General features: G+C 69.7%; 16 protein-coding genes. 6 read left to right on the top strand and 10 right to left on the bottom strand.

Features of this window, described 5'->3' with window-relative positions:
• The first annotated feature begins 93 nt into the window (after positions 1 to 93).
• Positions 94 to 1,002, top strand: coding sequence for a formylglycine-generating enzyme family protein (locus POL67_RS30520; RefSeq protein ID WP_271923498.1), 909 nt, complete (start codon positions 94 to 96; stop codon positions 1,000 to 1,002).
• A 32-nt stretch (positions 1,003 to 1,034) separates the two neighbouring features.
• Entirely contained in the window at positions 1,035 to 1,937 is a 903-nt protein-coding gene (locus tag POL67_RS30525) for a metallophosphoesterase family protein (protein ID WP_271923500.1), read from the top strand.
• Between the two features lie 94 nt (positions 1,938 to 2,031).
• Here the strand turns inward: POL67_RS30525 and POL67_RS30530 are convergent, their stop codons facing one another.
• Positions 2,032 to 2,250 (bottom strand): cold-shock protein, encoded by a 219-nt coding sequence (locus POL67_RS30530; RefSeq protein WP_271923501.1) that lies wholly within the window; start codon positions 2,248 to 2,250, stop codon positions 2,032 to 2,034.
• A gap of 310 nt (positions 2,251 to 2,560) precedes the next feature.
• Between POL67_RS30530 and POL67_RS30535 the strand changes: the two genes are divergently transcribed.
• The 3 genes from POL67_RS30535 (at position 2,561) to def (ending at position 5,664) form a co-directional block, all read left to right on the top strand.
• Positions 2,561 to 2,854 (top strand): hypothetical protein, encoded by a 294-nt coding sequence (locus POL67_RS30535; RefSeq protein ID WP_271923503.1) that lies wholly within the window; start codon positions 2,561 to 2,563, stop codon positions 2,852 to 2,854.
• 109 nt (positions 2,855 to 2,963) lie between these two features.
• Positions 2,964 to 5,021 (top strand): ATPase, T2SS/T4P/T4SS family, encoded by a 2,058-nt coding sequence (locus tag POL67_RS30540; RefSeq protein ID WP_271923505.1) that lies wholly within the window; start codon positions 2,964 to 2,966, stop codon positions 5,019 to 5,021.
• Between the two features lie 133 nt (positions 5,022 to 5,154).
• Complete coding sequence (gene def, locus POL67_RS30545; RefSeq protein WP_271923507.1) at positions 5,155 to 5,664, top strand: peptide deformylase; 510 nt, start codon at positions 5,155 to 5,157, stop codon at positions 5,662 to 5,664.
• Positions 5,665 to 5,741: 77 nt separating this feature from the next.
• Here the strand turns inward: def and ribD are convergent, their stop codons facing one another.
• The 9 genes from ribD to POL67_RS30590 all read right to left on the bottom strand — a co-directional run bounded on the left by ribD (position 5,742) and on the right by POL67_RS30590 (position 12,914).
• A complete protein-coding gene (gene ribD, locus POL67_RS30550) occupies positions 5,742 to 6,872 on the bottom strand; it encodes a bifunctional diaminohydroxyphosphoribosylaminopyrimidine deaminase/5-amino-6-(5-phosphoribosylamino)uracil reductase RibD (protein WP_271923509.1) in 1,131 nt (376 codons plus the stop codon).
• Between the two features lie 17 nt (positions 6,873 to 6,889).
• Complete coding sequence (gene nrdR, locus POL67_RS30555) at positions 6,890 to 7,351, bottom strand: transcriptional regulator NrdR (RefSeq protein ID WP_136931831.1); 462 nt, start codon at positions 7,349 to 7,351, stop codon at positions 6,890 to 6,892.
• A gap of 3 nt (positions 7,352 to 7,354) precedes the next feature.
• Positions 7,355 to 8,599: a beta-ketoacyl-ACP synthase II gene (gene fabF / locus POL67_RS30560; RefSeq protein WP_271923512.1), complete on the bottom strand. Its 1,245-nt coding sequence runs from the start codon at positions 8,597 to 8,599 to the stop codon at positions 7,355 to 7,357.
• Positions 8,600 to 8,654: 55 nt separating this feature from the next.
• Positions 8,655 to 8,903: an acyl carrier protein gene (acpP, locus tag POL67_RS30565; RefSeq protein WP_136931833.1), complete on the bottom strand. Its 249-nt coding sequence runs from the start codon at positions 8,901 to 8,903 to the stop codon at positions 8,655 to 8,657.
• Between the two features lie 81 nt (positions 8,904 to 8,984).
• Entirely contained in the window at positions 8,985 to 9,731 is a 747-nt protein-coding gene (fabG, locus tag POL67_RS30570) for a 3-oxoacyl-[acyl-carrier-protein] reductase (protein ID WP_271923515.1), read from the bottom strand.
• 3 nt (positions 9,732 to 9,734) lie between these two features.
• The gene (fabD, locus tag POL67_RS30575) at positions 9,735 to 10,685 is read right to left on the bottom strand and encodes an ACP S-malonyltransferase (RefSeq protein ID WP_271923517.1); all 951 of its coding nucleotides are present in this window, start codon (positions 10,683 to 10,685) and stop codon (positions 9,735 to 9,737) included.
• Positions 10,686 to 10,762: 77 nt separating this feature from the next.
• The gene (locus tag POL67_RS30580; RefSeq protein ID WP_271923519.1) at positions 10,763 to 11,761 is read right to left on the bottom strand and encodes a beta-ketoacyl-ACP synthase III; all 999 of its coding nucleotides are present in this window, start codon (positions 11,759 to 11,761) and stop codon (positions 10,763 to 10,765) included.
• 193 nt (positions 11,762 to 11,954) lie between these two features.
• Positions 11,955 to 12,146 (bottom strand): 50S ribosomal protein L32, encoded by a 192-nt coding sequence (gene rpmF / locus POL67_RS30585; protein WP_271923521.1) that lies wholly within the window; start codon positions 12,144 to 12,146, stop codon positions 11,955 to 11,957.
• A 3-nt stretch (positions 12,147 to 12,149) separates the two neighbouring features.
• Positions 12,150 to 12,914, bottom strand: coding sequence for a YceD family protein (locus tag POL67_RS30590; protein WP_271923522.1), 765 nt, complete (start codon positions 12,912 to 12,914; stop codon positions 12,150 to 12,152).
• Positions 12,915 to 13,028: 114 nt separating this feature from the next.
• On the opposite strand from POL67_RS30590, the gene POL67_RS30595 reads away from it, so the two are divergent.
• Positions 13,029 to 14,348 (top strand): hypothetical protein, encoded by a 1,320-nt coding sequence (locus POL67_RS30595; RefSeq protein WP_271923524.1) that lies wholly within the window; start codon positions 13,029 to 13,031, stop codon positions 14,346 to 14,348.
• Positions 14,349 to 14,388 lie beyond the last annotated feature (40 nt).

A 14,388-nucleotide genomic window follows, 5' to 3' on the forward strand; every position in this document is an offset into this window, starting at 1 on the left:
CCTCCCTAGCATCGAGCCGCTCGCGACGCCTGCGGAACCCCCTCTGAGCGTCCGCGCGGGCGATCGGCGCGTCCGGTGCTACGCCTCTCTTCGATGCGCCCCGCGACGGTCGCCACCCTCGCGCTCCTCGTGCTCGCCCCGTCCGGCGGGGCCGCCCGGCCTCCGCCTCCCCCCGAGGCGCCCTCGGCCCCCGCGCCACAAGCGAACACGAAGGCCGGCATCGTCACCCTGCAAAACCCCGCGCCCGAGGCCTTCCTCCTCCGCGAGGGGACGTTCACCATGGGCTCGACGCCCTCCGAGGTCGCGCACGCGCAGACCCTCTGCACCCTGGAGCCGATGGGCCGCGAGTGCCCCGAGCAGATCTTCGGCGATGAATACCCGCCCCACGAGGTCTACCTCTCGGACGTCTGGATCGATCGAACCGAGGTCACGGTCGCGCGTTACCGCCGCTGCGTGGCCGCGGGCCATTGCCTGGAGCCGCCGTACGCCTCGGGGGCAGCGCGCTTCGATCGGCCGGAGCTGCCGGTGGTGATGGTGAGCTATGGCGACGCCGTCGCCTTTTGCACGTGGGCGGGCGGGCGGCTGCCGACCGAGGCGGAGTGGGAGCGCGCGGCGCGGGGCGCGCGAGGCCGGCGCTACCCGTGGGGCAACCTCTGGAACGGCGTGATCGTGAACCACGGCAAGCTCTCCTGGGACGAGCTCGACCCCACCGACGGCTTCCTGGAGCTCGCCCCCGCGGGCTCGTTCCCGGACGGCCGGACGCCGGACGGATTCGCGGACATGGCGGGAAACGTCGAAGAATGGGTCGCGGATTATTACGCCCCCCGGTACCAGGAGGGGAGCGTGATGAACCCGCGCGGCCCGTCGTCGGGGGAGGAGCGGGTCCTGCGGGGGGGCGGCTACGTGCATGGACGGCCGTTCTTGCGCGCGGCGTCGCGGCAGCACGACCTGCCGTCCATGCGCAGGCCCTGGCGCGGGTTCCGTTGTGCCCGCGACGCGTAGCGAAGGGCGCCCGGCGAGATCATAGTGGGCGCGTGAAGATCGCCCACCTCTCGGATCTGCACCTGCTCTCGCTCGAAGGCGCGGTGCCGATGCGCCTCTTCAACAAGCGCATCACGGGCTACATGAACCTGCGCTTCCACCGCAAGTCGGTCCACAAGCCCTTCGCCGTCGAGGCCGTCGCCGCGGAGATCCGGAAGCTCGGCGTCGACCACGTGGTCATCACGGGCGACGTCACGAACCTCGCCCTCGAGGTCGAGTTCGAGCTCGCGAAGAAGCTCGTCGAGCAGGACCTCGGCCTCTCGCCCGAGCAGATCAGCATGGTCCCGGGCAACCACGACAGCTACACGCGCGGCGCCTTCCGCGGAAAGCGCTTCTTCCGGTACTTCGAGCCCTACCTCGGGACCGATCTGCCCGAGATCCCGGGCCCCTTCCCCTTCGTGCGCCTGCGCGGCCCGGTCGCGCTCATCGGCCTGTCGACGGCCGTGCCGAGGCCGCCGCTCGTCGCCGCCGGCGCGCTGCGCCCGAAGCAGCGGGGCGCCCTCGCGCGGGTGCTCTCCCACCCCGAGGTGCGCTCACGCACGCCGATCCTGCTCCAGCACCACCCGTGGCACAACCCGCCGCGGCTCGCGAAGACGCTGCTCGAAGGGCTCTACGACGCCAAGGAAGAGGCGGAGCTTTTGCGCGAGGTCGAGCGAGGCCTGCTCCTGCATGGCCACCTGCACCGGCGGATCCACCGCACGCTGCCGACGGCGCGGGGCCACATCGACGTGGTCGGCGCGACGAGCGCGTCGCTCCTGCACGAGAGCGACGAGCGCATGGCGGGCTTCAACCTGTACGAGATCGACGACGCCTCCGGGGCGATCGGAGCGATCACCTCGTGCAAGCTCGATCCCGTGACGAAGACGTTCTCCGAAGTGCCGATTCCGAAGGGATAGGCAGGGCGAGAGGCGTAGGAGGGAAGCCAGAAGCGACCCCGGCGCCTGCGGACGGTTCGAGTGTCCGAGGCGCCGGGTGGACGATCCGCTCAGCTCACGCGGGCGAGGCGAGGCGCATCACGTTGATGGCCTGCAGGCCCTTGGGGCCTTCCTTGATCTCGAACTCGACCGTCTCATCCTCGAAGAGGCGCTTCCGACCCGCGTCCGGTTGCTGGATCTGCGAGTAGTGGACGAAGACGTCGGGGCCCGTGTCCTGCTTGATGAATCCCCAGCCCTTCTCGTCATTGAACCACTTGACTTTACCTACTGCCATAACTCCTCCAACTTCACGGTCTGCTCGCCGATCGCCGTCGATCCCCACGATTCCGCGCGTATCCAGCGCACGCGCCCCCGGTCGAGCGGCGCCAAGGTAGACGTCCGCTCGTCCGACCGTCAAGCGGAGTGCCACCCGTCGGATGCACGCAGGCACACCTCCCGCGCCTGACGCACACTGCGAAATCAAAAACGCGCCGCGCGTGACGCACATGCGTAAAGGCGTTCGCTTCCCGAGAAAAATATGACCGGGAAATGACCGAAAATCGGTGCCCCTTGCTTCGGCACGACCATCGCAAGGGGCGACCGGCATGGAGTTCCCCACCCCCAAAGCCGAGATCACGGGCGCCGCTTCCGAGAGGAGTGGTGACGCGACGCAGCGTCCCCGCCCTTATGAACACGCCTCCCGCGATCCGCGGGCGCTCCGCATCCTCGCAAAGACCATCTACCGCGAAATGCGCCAGGGAGGTCTCGCCGAGGAGGACGTGATGTCGGTCGCCGGCGAGCTGCTCTCCCTCGTCGCCGGGGACATGAAGGACCGGCGCGAAAACGGCGAGCCGAGCTCCCTCCCGCCTTCGTCCGCTTCCGCCCGCAAGCCGCGCTGATCCGCCCCGCCTACGCGCGATCGTCCCCTCTTCGTTGACAGGCTCCTCGGGGCTTGCTCGTATTGCCGGGCGTGGCCCGGGATCCATCCCGCAAGGCCGCCCGAGCGGAATGATTTTCTCGGTCATCATCAGCGAGAAGGGCGGCGCCGAGCGCCGAGAAGCCTTCGATCGCGCGGAGATCAACGTCGGCCGCGTGCAAGGCAACGACCTCATGCTGCCGAAAGGCAACGTGTCGAAGCGGCACGCGCGCCTGGTCCTGCGTGACGGTCGCTTCATCGTCACCGACCTGAAGAGCACGAACGGCACGTACGTCAACGGCCGCAAGATCGGGCAGGCGACGATCGTCCGCGAGGGCGACAAGATCTACATCGGCGACTTCGTCCTGCGCGTCGAGGCGGGCCCCGGCGCGCAGCTCGCCGGCGGGCGCATTCCGAGCGGCGAGTTCAACGCGATGCCCGAGATGGGCTCGATGGACGGCCCGCTCTCGTCGCCCGGCGGTCCACCCTCGGCCGTCCCTGCCAAACCCCGCGACAACGTGCTCACCGGCGAGCAAGTGGCCGACGTGGTCAGCCACTTCCCGCTCGAGAATGATCCCGACGAGGCGCCGGTCCCCGTGCCGGCCCCGCCGCGCGTGCCCCGGCCGACGCAAAGCACGAAGCCAAGCGGCTCCTCGATGCTCTCGCCGACCGCGCTGTCGCCGCTGCCGCCGCATACCGCCGCCGGCCCGCCGACGCTGAGCGCAGGCCCGCGGCCGACGGCGTCGAGCATCCCCGCGCCGCCCCAAAGCCCCTTCCCGCCAGCCTTCGCGCAGGCGTTCCCGCCGCGGCACGCGGTCCCGCCCGGTCCGACGGCGGTGCCTCCGTCCCCGGCAAATCGCACGAACTCGGAGCCGACGCCGGGCCCCACGGCCGCGCACCGCGCCGCGCTCGTGACCCTCGTGGAGCGCGTGGCCGAGGGGATCGATCTCGCCCCGCTCGCCGCAGGCGCGGCCGTCTCGTCGACGTTCGCGACGATGATCACGGCGGCGATCGAGGAGCGCGTGGCGGTGATGAAGACCGCGGGCCTCGTGCCGGATGGCGTGGGCATCGAGCAGCTCGCCGTGGATGCGCGGCGCGAGCTCCTGGAGCTCGGCGCGATCGGCCCGCTGCTCGCCGACGACGACGTGGTGGAGATCCACGTTCAGGGAAACACGCGGCTCGTCGCATTCCGCAAGAGCCGCAGGACGCCGACAGGCGAGATGCCGTTCACGAGCGAGGAGGCCGCAGCGCGGGCGCTCGGGCGGCTCCTCGTCCGCGCAGGCGCGCCCTTCGAAGGCTCCGGCGCGGTCGACGTGGTCGCGCCGGAGGGCGTTCGGATCCTCGGGGTCGCGGCCGCGCCAGGCGCGAAGGGGCTGCTCGTCGTGCTGCGCAAGCCGCAGCGGATCGAGGCGAGCACGCTGGAGGATCTCGTGCGCGCGGGGCTGCTCTCGCGGGCCGTGGCAACGCTGCTGTCGCAAAGCATGGCCGGGCGCGCGAACGTGCTCGTGGCGGGCCCGATGGGCTCGGGACACGGCTCGCTCGTCGCAGCGCTCGCGCAGAGCTTCGGCGCGGAGGAGCGTGTCGTCTCGCTGCAAGACGACGACGAGATCCCCGTGAACCACACGAACGCGCTGCCCATCGCGCTCGGCCCGAGCGCAGATGCGGCGGCAAACGCGTCGCGGGTGGCCACGCGGATGCGTCCCGATCGCATCGTGATCGGCGCGCTCGCCGGCCCCGCGGCCTCCGAGCTCGTCGGTGCCCTCGGCGAAGGCGCAGGCAGCGTGCTCGCGGCGACACGCGCGCCGACGTTGCGCCATGCCCTCGCTCGGCTCACGGCCGATCTCGTGACGGCGCGCCCCGGCACGACCGTGGAAGCAGCGCGGGAAGCGCTGGCGAGCGCGTTCGATCTCGTGCTCGAAGTGGCCCGGCTGCGCGACGGTCGCGCGCGGCTCATGCGGGTCGCGGATCTGCGGGTGGAAGGCGGCGCGCTCGTGGCGCGGGACGTCTTCACGTTCCTGATCGAACGGACCGCCGCGGGCGGGGCGATCGAGGGCAGCCTGCACCCGACGGGCGTGGTGCCGGCGCTCGTGGAGGATCTGGCAGCGCGGGGGACGCCGGTCGATCCGGCGATCTTCCGACGCGCGAAGTAAAGCATCGGCGGGCCGAGCGCGTCTTGACGAGTCTCGGCAGGACGACGAGGTTCGACTAGGCTACCTTGTATGCGCTGTCCTGCCGCTGGTGACGTAGCGGCAGGGGCGGTTCGAAGGGCAACGAGAAGCGATCATGGCCATCCGCACCATCCTGCATTATCCCGACCCTCGCCTTCGCCAGAAGGCCCTGCCGGTCGAGCGCATCACGCCCGAGCTCGAGCGACTCATCGACGACATGGCCGAGACCATGTACGCCGCGCCGGGTGTGGGCCTCGCGGCGACGCAGATCGGCGAGCCGCACCGGATCTTCATCATCGACATCGCCGCCGAGGATGAGCCGAGCAACCTCATGGTCTTCGTCAACCCGGAGATCCTGTCGAAGGACGGCGAAGAGGTGGGCGCCGAGGGATGCCTGTCGTTCCCCGGCGTGAGCGAGGAGATCAAGCGCGCGACCGAGGTCCGCGTGCGCGCCCAGGGCCGCGACGGCAAGACGTTCGAGCTCACGGCCGATGGCCTGCTCGCGGTGGCGATCCAGCACGAGAACGATCACCTCGACGGCGTGCTGATGATCGATCGCGTGGGCATGCTGAAGAAGCGCATCATCCAGCGCAAGATGCAGAAGCGCGCCGACGCGACGAGCTGACGTCACGTCACTTCCCCTCTCCCGCCGGGAGAGGGGTTCGAGGGTGAGGGGGGCTCACCGCGCAACGAGTCAACGCGTCAACGAGGAAACGAGAGCGGCCCGCTGACATACGCGTCGCGGCCGCAGAGCGCCCAGCGAGGATCGACGATCCGCGGCGCCTCACTCGGCGTGTCCGGACCCGCCCAATCAACCGCACCAGGACGGCCGCGCGGCCCGAGCAAGATGGGCGCGATGAACGCGTGCAGTTCGTCCGCGAGCCGCGCCGCGAGCAGGCTGCCCGCGAGCTCGGCGCCGCCTTCCACGAGCATCGACACCACGCCCTGCGCCGCGAGGACGCGCAGCGCCGCCGACACCTCCACGCGGCCCTCCGCGGAGTTCGGCACGCGCAGCACCACGCAGCCTGCATCGGCGAGCGCCTGCTCGTTCGCCCCGGGCGCGTCCTCGCCCGTGAGCACCCACGTCGGCACCTCGCGCGCGGTCTGCACGAGCCGGCTGTGCAGCGGCAAGCGCAGGTGCGTGTCGAAGACCGCGCGCGTCGGGCAACGCCCTTGCTCGGCGAGCCCGGGCGTGCGCACCGTGAGGCGCGGATCGTCCGCGAGCGCCGTCCCGATGCCGACGCCAACGACGTCGTGCTGCGCGCGAAGCTCCTGGACCTTCGCGCGCGCCTCGGGGCCCGTGACCCACTTGGAGGCGCCGCTGCGGGTCGCGATGCGCCCGTCGAGCGAGAGCGCGAGCTTGAGCGACACGTAGGGCATGCCCGTCGTGATGAACTTCGCCCACGGCGCGATGAGCGTGCGCGCCTCGGCGCCCGCAACGCCGACGTCGACCGTGACGCCCGCCTCCGTGAGCCGCGCCGCGCCCCCGCCCTCGACGTTCGGGTTTGGATCGAGGCAACCGATGACCACGCGGCGGATGCCCGCCCGCAGGATGTTGTCGACGCAAGGCGGCGTGCGGCCGTGATGGTTGCAGGGCTCGAGCGTGACGAACAACGTGCCGCCACGCGCGGCCTCACCGGCGCGGCGCAGCGCTGCGGTCTCGGCGTGCTCTTCCCCGGCACGCACGTGGTACGACGTCGCGACGACCTCCCCCGCTTCGCTGACGACCGCGGCCCCGACCGGCGGATTCGGCGAGGGCTGGGACTTCCTCGCCTCCTCGAGCGCGAGGCGCATCGTGGCGAGATCGAAATCGGAGTCGGGGACAGTGGTCATGGGTCAGCCCGGATCTACTAGGGGCCCTTCGCCTTCACAAGCTTGCCAAGCTCGCGGAGGAACTCGTCCACGTCCCGGAAGGAGCGGTAGACGCTGGCGAAACGGACGTAGGCGACCTCGTCGAGGTCGCGGAGGTGGTTCATCACCCGCTCGCCGAGCTCCGCGCTCGTCACCTCGCGCCGCTCGGACTCCTGCACCTCGCGCTCGATCGCGTCCACCACGACCTCCAGCCGGTCCACCGAGACCGGCCGCTTGTTGCAGGCGGTCCGGAGACCTCGCATCAGCTTGGCGCGATCGAACGGTTCACGCCGGCCGTCTTTTTTCACGACGGTCGGCAGGACGTCCTCGACGCGCTCGTACGTCGTGAATCGACGACCACAAGCGGCGCACTCGCGGCGCCTGCGCACGACATCACCCGACCCGGGCGCGCGGGACTCGACGACCTTGTCCTCGAGGTGCCCGCAGAACGGGCACCTCATCGCCTAGCCCTCGAAGCGGGAGAACACGAGCGCAACGTTGGTGCCCCCGAACCCGAACGAGTTCGACATGACGTTCCGAAGACGGCGATCCCGCGCGACGAGCGGGACGCAGTCGAGCACGCACTCGGGATCCTGCTCCTCGAGGTTTGCCGTGGGAGGGACCTTGCCATCTTGGAGCGCGAGCACGGAGAGAGCCGCCTCGACCGCGCCCGCGCCGCCGAGCAGGTGCCCCGTCACGGACTTCGTCGAGCTCACCCAAAGCCCATGCCCGGTCGCGTGCTCGCCGAACACTTTTACGATCGCGCGCGCCTCCTCGAGGTCGCCGTGCGGCGTCGAGGTGCCGTGCGCGTTGATGTACTCGATGTCCGTCGACGCGAGCTTTGCGTCCACGAGCGCTTGCTTCATCGCGCGCTGCGCGCCCTCGCCTTCCGGCGCGGGCTTCGTCAGGTGGTACGCGTCGCACGTGGCGCCATAGCCGGTCACCTCGCCGTAGATCTTCGCGCCGCGGCGCTTCGCGTGCGACAGCGACTCGAGCATGAGCGTTGCGGCGCCCTCGCCCATGACAAACCCGTCGCGGCCCTTGTCCCACGGCCGGCTCGCCCGCGTGGGCTCGTCGTTGCGCCGCGAGAGCGCGAACATCGCGCCGAAGCCCGCGGCGGCGAGGCCCGTGATCGTCGCCTCCGTGCCGCCTGCGACCATGAGGTGCGTGCGGCCGCGGCGGATCCACTCGAAGGCTTCGCCGATCGAATGGGCGCTCGACGCGCACGCGCTCGTGTTGCAGTAGCTCGGCCCTTTGAGGTCGAGGGCCATCGCGACCTGGCCGGCGGCGAGGTTCGCGATGACCTGCGGGATGAAGTAAGGGCTGACCTTCGAGGGCCCCTTTTCGAGCAGCGTCTGCGCGTACTGGTACAGGTTCTCGAGTCCGCCGAGGCCGACGCCGATGAACGTGCCGCACGTCTCGCGCTCCTCGTCGGTGAACTCGATCCCCGCGTCTTTCAGGCAGAGCTGCGAGGCCGCGACCGAGAGATGGGCGAAGCGGCCCATCTCGCGGACCTTCTTTTTGGGGATGAAGTCTTCCGCAGCAAACCCCTTCACCTCGCCCGCGATGCGCGTCGAGTACTGCGACGCATCGAAGAGGGTGATAGGCCCGATCCCGGACTCTGCCGCGAGCACGGAGCGCCACGTCTCCACGGTGCCGATGCCGTTCGGGGTGACGAGACCGATGCCGGTGATGACGACGCGTTCCATACTCGCTTCGCCCAGGATGGACCGGGGACGAGGCCCTCGCTAGGGCTCTCGGGCGCTACTTCTTGATGTGCGAATTGATGTAGTCGATCGCATCCTGCACGGACCGGATCTTCTCCGTGTCCTCGTCCGGGATGTCGATCTCGAACGCCTCTTCGAAGGCGAGCACGAGCTCCACGAGGCCGAGCGAATCTGCGCCCAGGTCGTCGATGAACGTCGACTCGGGCTTGATGTCCTTCTCGTCGACGTCGAGCTGTTCCTTGATGATCCGTTTGACCTCGGCCGAGATGTCGCGACCTTCCGCCATGGCGTCCTCCGGGAAAAAGCGGTCCCCTCCTAACCCATCGTTCGAGCTTTTGCACCACCTTCGTGGCGTGCGAAACGCTTTTTACATGTACATGCCGCCGTTTACGCGGATGGTCTCGCCCGTGATGTAAGAAGCAGCATCCGAGCAGAGGAAGGCCACCGCGGCAGCGACCTCTTCCGGCTTTCCGGTGCGACCGAGCGGAATGGCCTTCAGCATGCCTTCCTTCACCTCGGCCCCGAGCGACGAGGTCATGTCGGTGTCGATGAAGCCGGGCGCGACCACGTTCACCGTGATGCTGCGTGAAGCGTACTCGCGCGCGAGCGTCTTCGAGAGGCCGAGGAGCGCGGCCTTCGACGCGGCGTAGACCGCCTGCCCGGCATTGCCCATCTCACCGACGATACTCGACAGAAACACGATGCGGCCCGTGCGGGCGCGCATCATCGGCTTGATGACCGCGCGCGCGCAGCCGATCGCGCCCTTCACGTTCACCGCGAAGACGCGATCGATCTCCTCTTCCTTCACGCGCAGGACGAGATTGTCGACGGCGATGCCCGCGTTCGCCACGAGGATGTCGAGGCGGCCGAGCCGCTTCGCCAGCGCCGCGATCGCCTCGTCGGTGGCCTGCATGTCGGCCACGTCGAAGCCGAGCGCCTCGGCCTTGCCTCCGCGCTCCTCGATCGCCTGCACGACGCGACGCGCCTCCTCCTCACCGCGCACGTAGTTGACAACGACGTACGCGCCTTGCGCTGCGAGCGCCTCCGCCGTCGCGCGACCAATTCCCCGTGAAGCGCCCGTCACGAGCGCGACCTTGCCGCTCAGACCGAACATCTCTCAAGCCTCCAGGAATGCAGGCACCGCGTCGATCCCCGCCGGATCCGAGACGCTCAGCACCTTGATGGATTTCGCGATTCGCTTCCCGAGCCCGGCGAGCACCTTGCCAGGCCCAAGCTCGAGCGCGTGCGTCACGCCCTCGGCCGCCATGCGCTCGACCGAAGCGGACCAGAGGACCGCGCCGTCGATCTGCCCGAGCAAGAGCTCGGCGACCCGCCCGGGATCGGCGTTCGGCGACGCGTCGACGTTGGCGATCACCGGGAACACGAGCGGATGGATCACGACCCGCTCGAGCGCAGGCGCGAGCGCGTCACGCGCGCTCCGCATGAGCGCGCAGTGGAAGGGCGCGCTGACCTTGAGCGGCACGGCCTTGCCGCCACGCGCGACCACGAGCTCCCCCGCACGAGCTACCGCGTCCTTGTGCCCTGCGATCACCACCTGCCCCGGCGCGTTGTAGTTCGCCGGCGAAACGATCTCCCCCGCGGCCGCCTCCTCGCAGATCGCCGCGATCGCCTCGGCGTCGAGCCCCATGATCGCCGACATCGCGCCCTCGCCCGGCGGCACTGCGGCCTGCATCGCGGAGCCGCGCAGGCGGCAGAGGCGCACGGCGTCTTCGAGCTCGATCGCGCCCGCGGCGCAGAGGGCGCTGTACTCGCCGAGCGAGTGCCCCGCGGCGAACACGGGCGGCGCGAGATCCGGGTGACGCTCGCGCAGCGCCGCCACGATGGCCGCGCTCGCCGCCACGATCGCGGGCTGCGTGTTCGCGGTGAGCGTGAGCTCCTCCATCGGGCCTTCGAAGCAGAGCCGGGAGAGCGGCTCGCCGAGCGCGGCGTCCGCGCGCTCGAACGTGCGGCGCGCGGCCTCTGACGTCGCAGCGAGCTCTTTGCCCATGCCGACGACCTGCGAGCCTTGACCAGGGAACAACCAGGCGACCTTCGTGCTTCGCTGCATCGACGCGGACTCCGTGGTGTTACGTCGCGAGAAAATGTTTTGCAGTCAAAGGATCGGCGGAGACGCGGGGAAACGCGTCACATCCGCACGAGGGCGGCGCCCCAGGAGATCCCGGCGCCGAGGGCGCACATGAGGACGTTTTGCCCGGACTTGATGCGCCCGTCGCGCACGGCCTCGTCGAGCGCGATGGGGATCGAGGCGCTCGATGTGTTGCCGTACTCCTGGATGTTGATGACGAACTTCTCCATCGGGAAGTTCAGCCGATCGGCGACCTGCGTGATGATGCGCAGGTTCGCCTGATGGGCGACGACCCAGTCGAGCTCGGCGCTCGTCAGCCCGGAAGCTTTGAGGACCGCGGTCGACGCGCTCGTCAGGTTCTTGATGGCGGTCCGGAAGATCTCCTGCCCCATCATGTGGACCTTGTTGCGCTTCTTCGCGAGGCCCTCCTCCGTGAGCGGTTCGGCCGTGCCGCCGCCTGGAATCGTGAGCGCATGCGCGAGCGAGCCGTCGGTGAAGATCCGCGTGGAGAGCAGGCCCCGGCCGTCTCCCTCCGAGGGCCCGAGGACGACCGCGCCCGCGCCATCCCCGAAGAGGACGCACGTCGTCCGATCCTGCCAGTCGAGCAGCCTCGAGAGCAGCTCGACGCCGACCACGAGGACGCAGCGCGCCGCCCCGGTGGCGATGAACTGATCGGCGATGGTGAGCCCGTAGATGAACCCGGCGCACGCGGCCGACACGTCGAAGGCCGGGATGTTGTCGGCCCCGAGCTTCTGCTGCACGTGCACGGCGCACGCGGGCATCGGGCTGTCGCCGCTGATCGTCCCGACGATGATCATGTCGATGTCGGCGGCGTTGAGCCCCGCCGACTCGAGGGCGCGGCGCGCAGCGGCCGCCGCCATGTCGCTCGTGTTCTCGTTCTCGGCCGCGATGTGCCGGCGCCGGATGCCGGTGCGCTCCGCGATCCAAGCGTCGGACGTGTCGACGATCTTCTCGAGGTCGACGTTGGCGAGGACCTTCTCAGGGACGTAGTGGCCAGTCCCGAGGATGCGACTCTTCGGTGTGGGGAGCGCGCTCATGGTGACAAGGTAGCAGGGCGCCGAGGCGGCGCGTGTTCGAGCGATGGACCAAGGCCTGTGTCTCCGTGAAATTCATCAAGGAGCGCCAAGATCCATGCACGCACGTGGTGCCTGGCGCGAGCCCATCTCGAAGCCTCGCCCTTCGTGGAGCGGGTTCCCTTCGAGACGGGCAGGCCGGGGAGATGCGATGGACTCAGGTGGTCGCGGCCTTGACGGCCTTCGCCTTGCGACCCTTGTAGAAACCACAGGCGCCGCAGGCGCGGTGCGGAAGCGCCGCCTCCCCGCAGTTCGGGCAGGCAACCACCTGCACCGGGGTGACCTTGTCGTGGTTCGCGCGCCGCATGTCGCGCTTGCTCGGGGTGGTTTTCCTCTTCGGGACGGCCACGGGCTACTCCTTCTTCGTCTTCTTCTGCTGGGACGCGTCGGCACTGCCGGACGCGGCTCCTTGATCATCGTTCGGCCCGCGCGAGCCGCTCGCCTTGGAGAGCGCGGCGCGCAAAGCGCCGAGGGGCGCGAGCCTGGGGTCGATGGGCGGCTCGGCGCCACCCTCGACGGCCTCGGGGGAGGCGGGACGGATACCCGGACACGCCTCGGAGCACAAGGGGAAGATCGGCATCTCGAGCAGAATCGCCTCACGGATGAACCCGTCGAGCACGACCGTCTCGCCGTCGTAGACGTCCACCTCCGCCTCGTCCGAGGAAAACTCGTACTCCGGCAGCTCTTTTTCCTTCGGCGCCCGCTTGCCCGTGCCTGTCTCGGTCTTCGAGCTTCCCCCCGCCGCCTTCTTTGCCTGCGCCGCGGCGCGCTTTTCGTCCGCCTTCTGCGCGAGCACGGCAGGCGCTGCCGGCTTGAGGAGGAGCGACATCTCCGCGTCGACGTCGAGCTTCGTCGTCTCAAGGCAACGAGCGCACGGCGCCTGCAAGACGGCGTGGACGCGCCCGCGCACGACGATGTCGGAGCCGGAGCGCGAGATCCGCCCCGAGACGTGCCCCACCTCGGCGCCACGCATGTCGCAGTCGCTGAGCTGCTCGTCGAGCCATGCGACGGGCAGGTCCGCCGCGATCGAGCGACCAGCGGCGTCGATGTCTCCGGCGGGAATGGCGAAGAGCGGCATGATCGATTCCTTGGACGAGTGCGAGGTCGCGGCAGCCATGAGGTTCGCCTCGGCCGCGCGAGGCGGGAGCAACTAGCGCACGGTCGGGGTGCTCGCAAGCCGCCCGGCGCAGCTTCGACCGGCAAAGGCCATGGTAGGGTGCGCCCAGCACGCATGGACCGCCCGCTCGAACGGCCCGACGATCGATCGCGAAGGTGGCTTTTTGCTGCGGCAATCTACACGTTGGTCACGGTCGTGTGTCTCGCCACGACAGGGCGCGAGCGGCTCACGACGCACACGCCGTACAATCACTTCGCCTTGCTCGCCAACGCGTGGCTGCACGGCCGCCTGGACCTCGGCGGACCTCCTCCCGCGTACACGGGGAACAACGATTTCGTCGTGTGGGAGGGCAAGCACTACGTGAGCTTTCCGCCGTTCCCCGCGGTCCTCTTGCTGCCGGCGGTCAAGCTCGCGGGCAGCGTCGATCGCGTTCGGGACGGTCAGATCTTCGCGCTCTTCACGGGCCTCGGGCCGGCGCTCCTATACCTCGGCCTCGACGCGCTCACCCGCGCCGGCAGGACGGGACGATCCGAGCGGGAGAACGTGCTCCTCTCGCTGCTGTTCGCGTTCGGCACCGTGTACTGGTTCTCCGCTGTGCAAGGCACGGTCTGGTTCGTCGCGCACGTCGTCGGCGCAGCGCTCGCGGCGCTCTACCTCTTCGCGTCCGTCGGCGCTGCGCACCCGATCCTCGCGGGGCTCGCGATCGGCCTCGGGTTCGCCACGCGCACGCCGCTCGGATTCGCGTTCCCTCTCTTCGTGTACGAGGCGGTCCGAGCGAGCACGAACTCGAGCGCGAGCGCTCGCGTGCGCCTCGCGGACGTGGATGCGCGAGCGCTCGCGAAAAGGATCGCGCTCTTCGCGGCGCCTGCCGCCGCGGTGCTCGGCGTCCTGCTCTGGTACAACGCCGCGCGGTTCGGCGATCCGTTCGAGTTCGGCCACCGGCTGCTGGCGATCACGTGGCGAGCGCGCATCGAGCGGTGGGGGCTCTTCTCGTACCACTACCTCGGCCGGAACCTCGGCGTGATCCTGACGTCCCTGCCCTACACGGGCACGAGCGGCGCGCCGTTCCAGATCAACGCGCACGGCCTCGCGCTTTGGGTCACGACGCCCATCTACGCGTGGGTGCTCTGGCCGAGGCGCACGCCGCCTTCGTACGGGGCCGTCGCGCTTACGGCCGCATGCGTCGCGCTGCCGAGCTTGCTCTACCAGAACAGTGGTTGGATCCAGTTCGGCTACCGCTTCTCCAACGACTTCGCCGTGTTCCTGTTCGCGCTCCTCGCGCTCGGCAGGAGGCGGCTCGGCGGCTTCTTCTGGACGTTCGCCCTGGTCTCCGTCCTCGTCAACGCGTTCGGCGCGATCACCTTCCAGCGCGCCGCGTATGGTCGGTTCTACTTCGTGGATCCGACCCAGAAAATTCTCCACCAGCCCGATTGACGTGACGGACCCCGCGCGGCCCGGGGACACCGCGTCGGCC

It is taken from the genome of Polyangium mundeleinium (assembly GCF_028369105.1).
GTDB lineage: Bacteria > Myxococcota_A > Polyangia > Polyangiales > Polyangiaceae > Polyangium > Polyangium mundeleinium.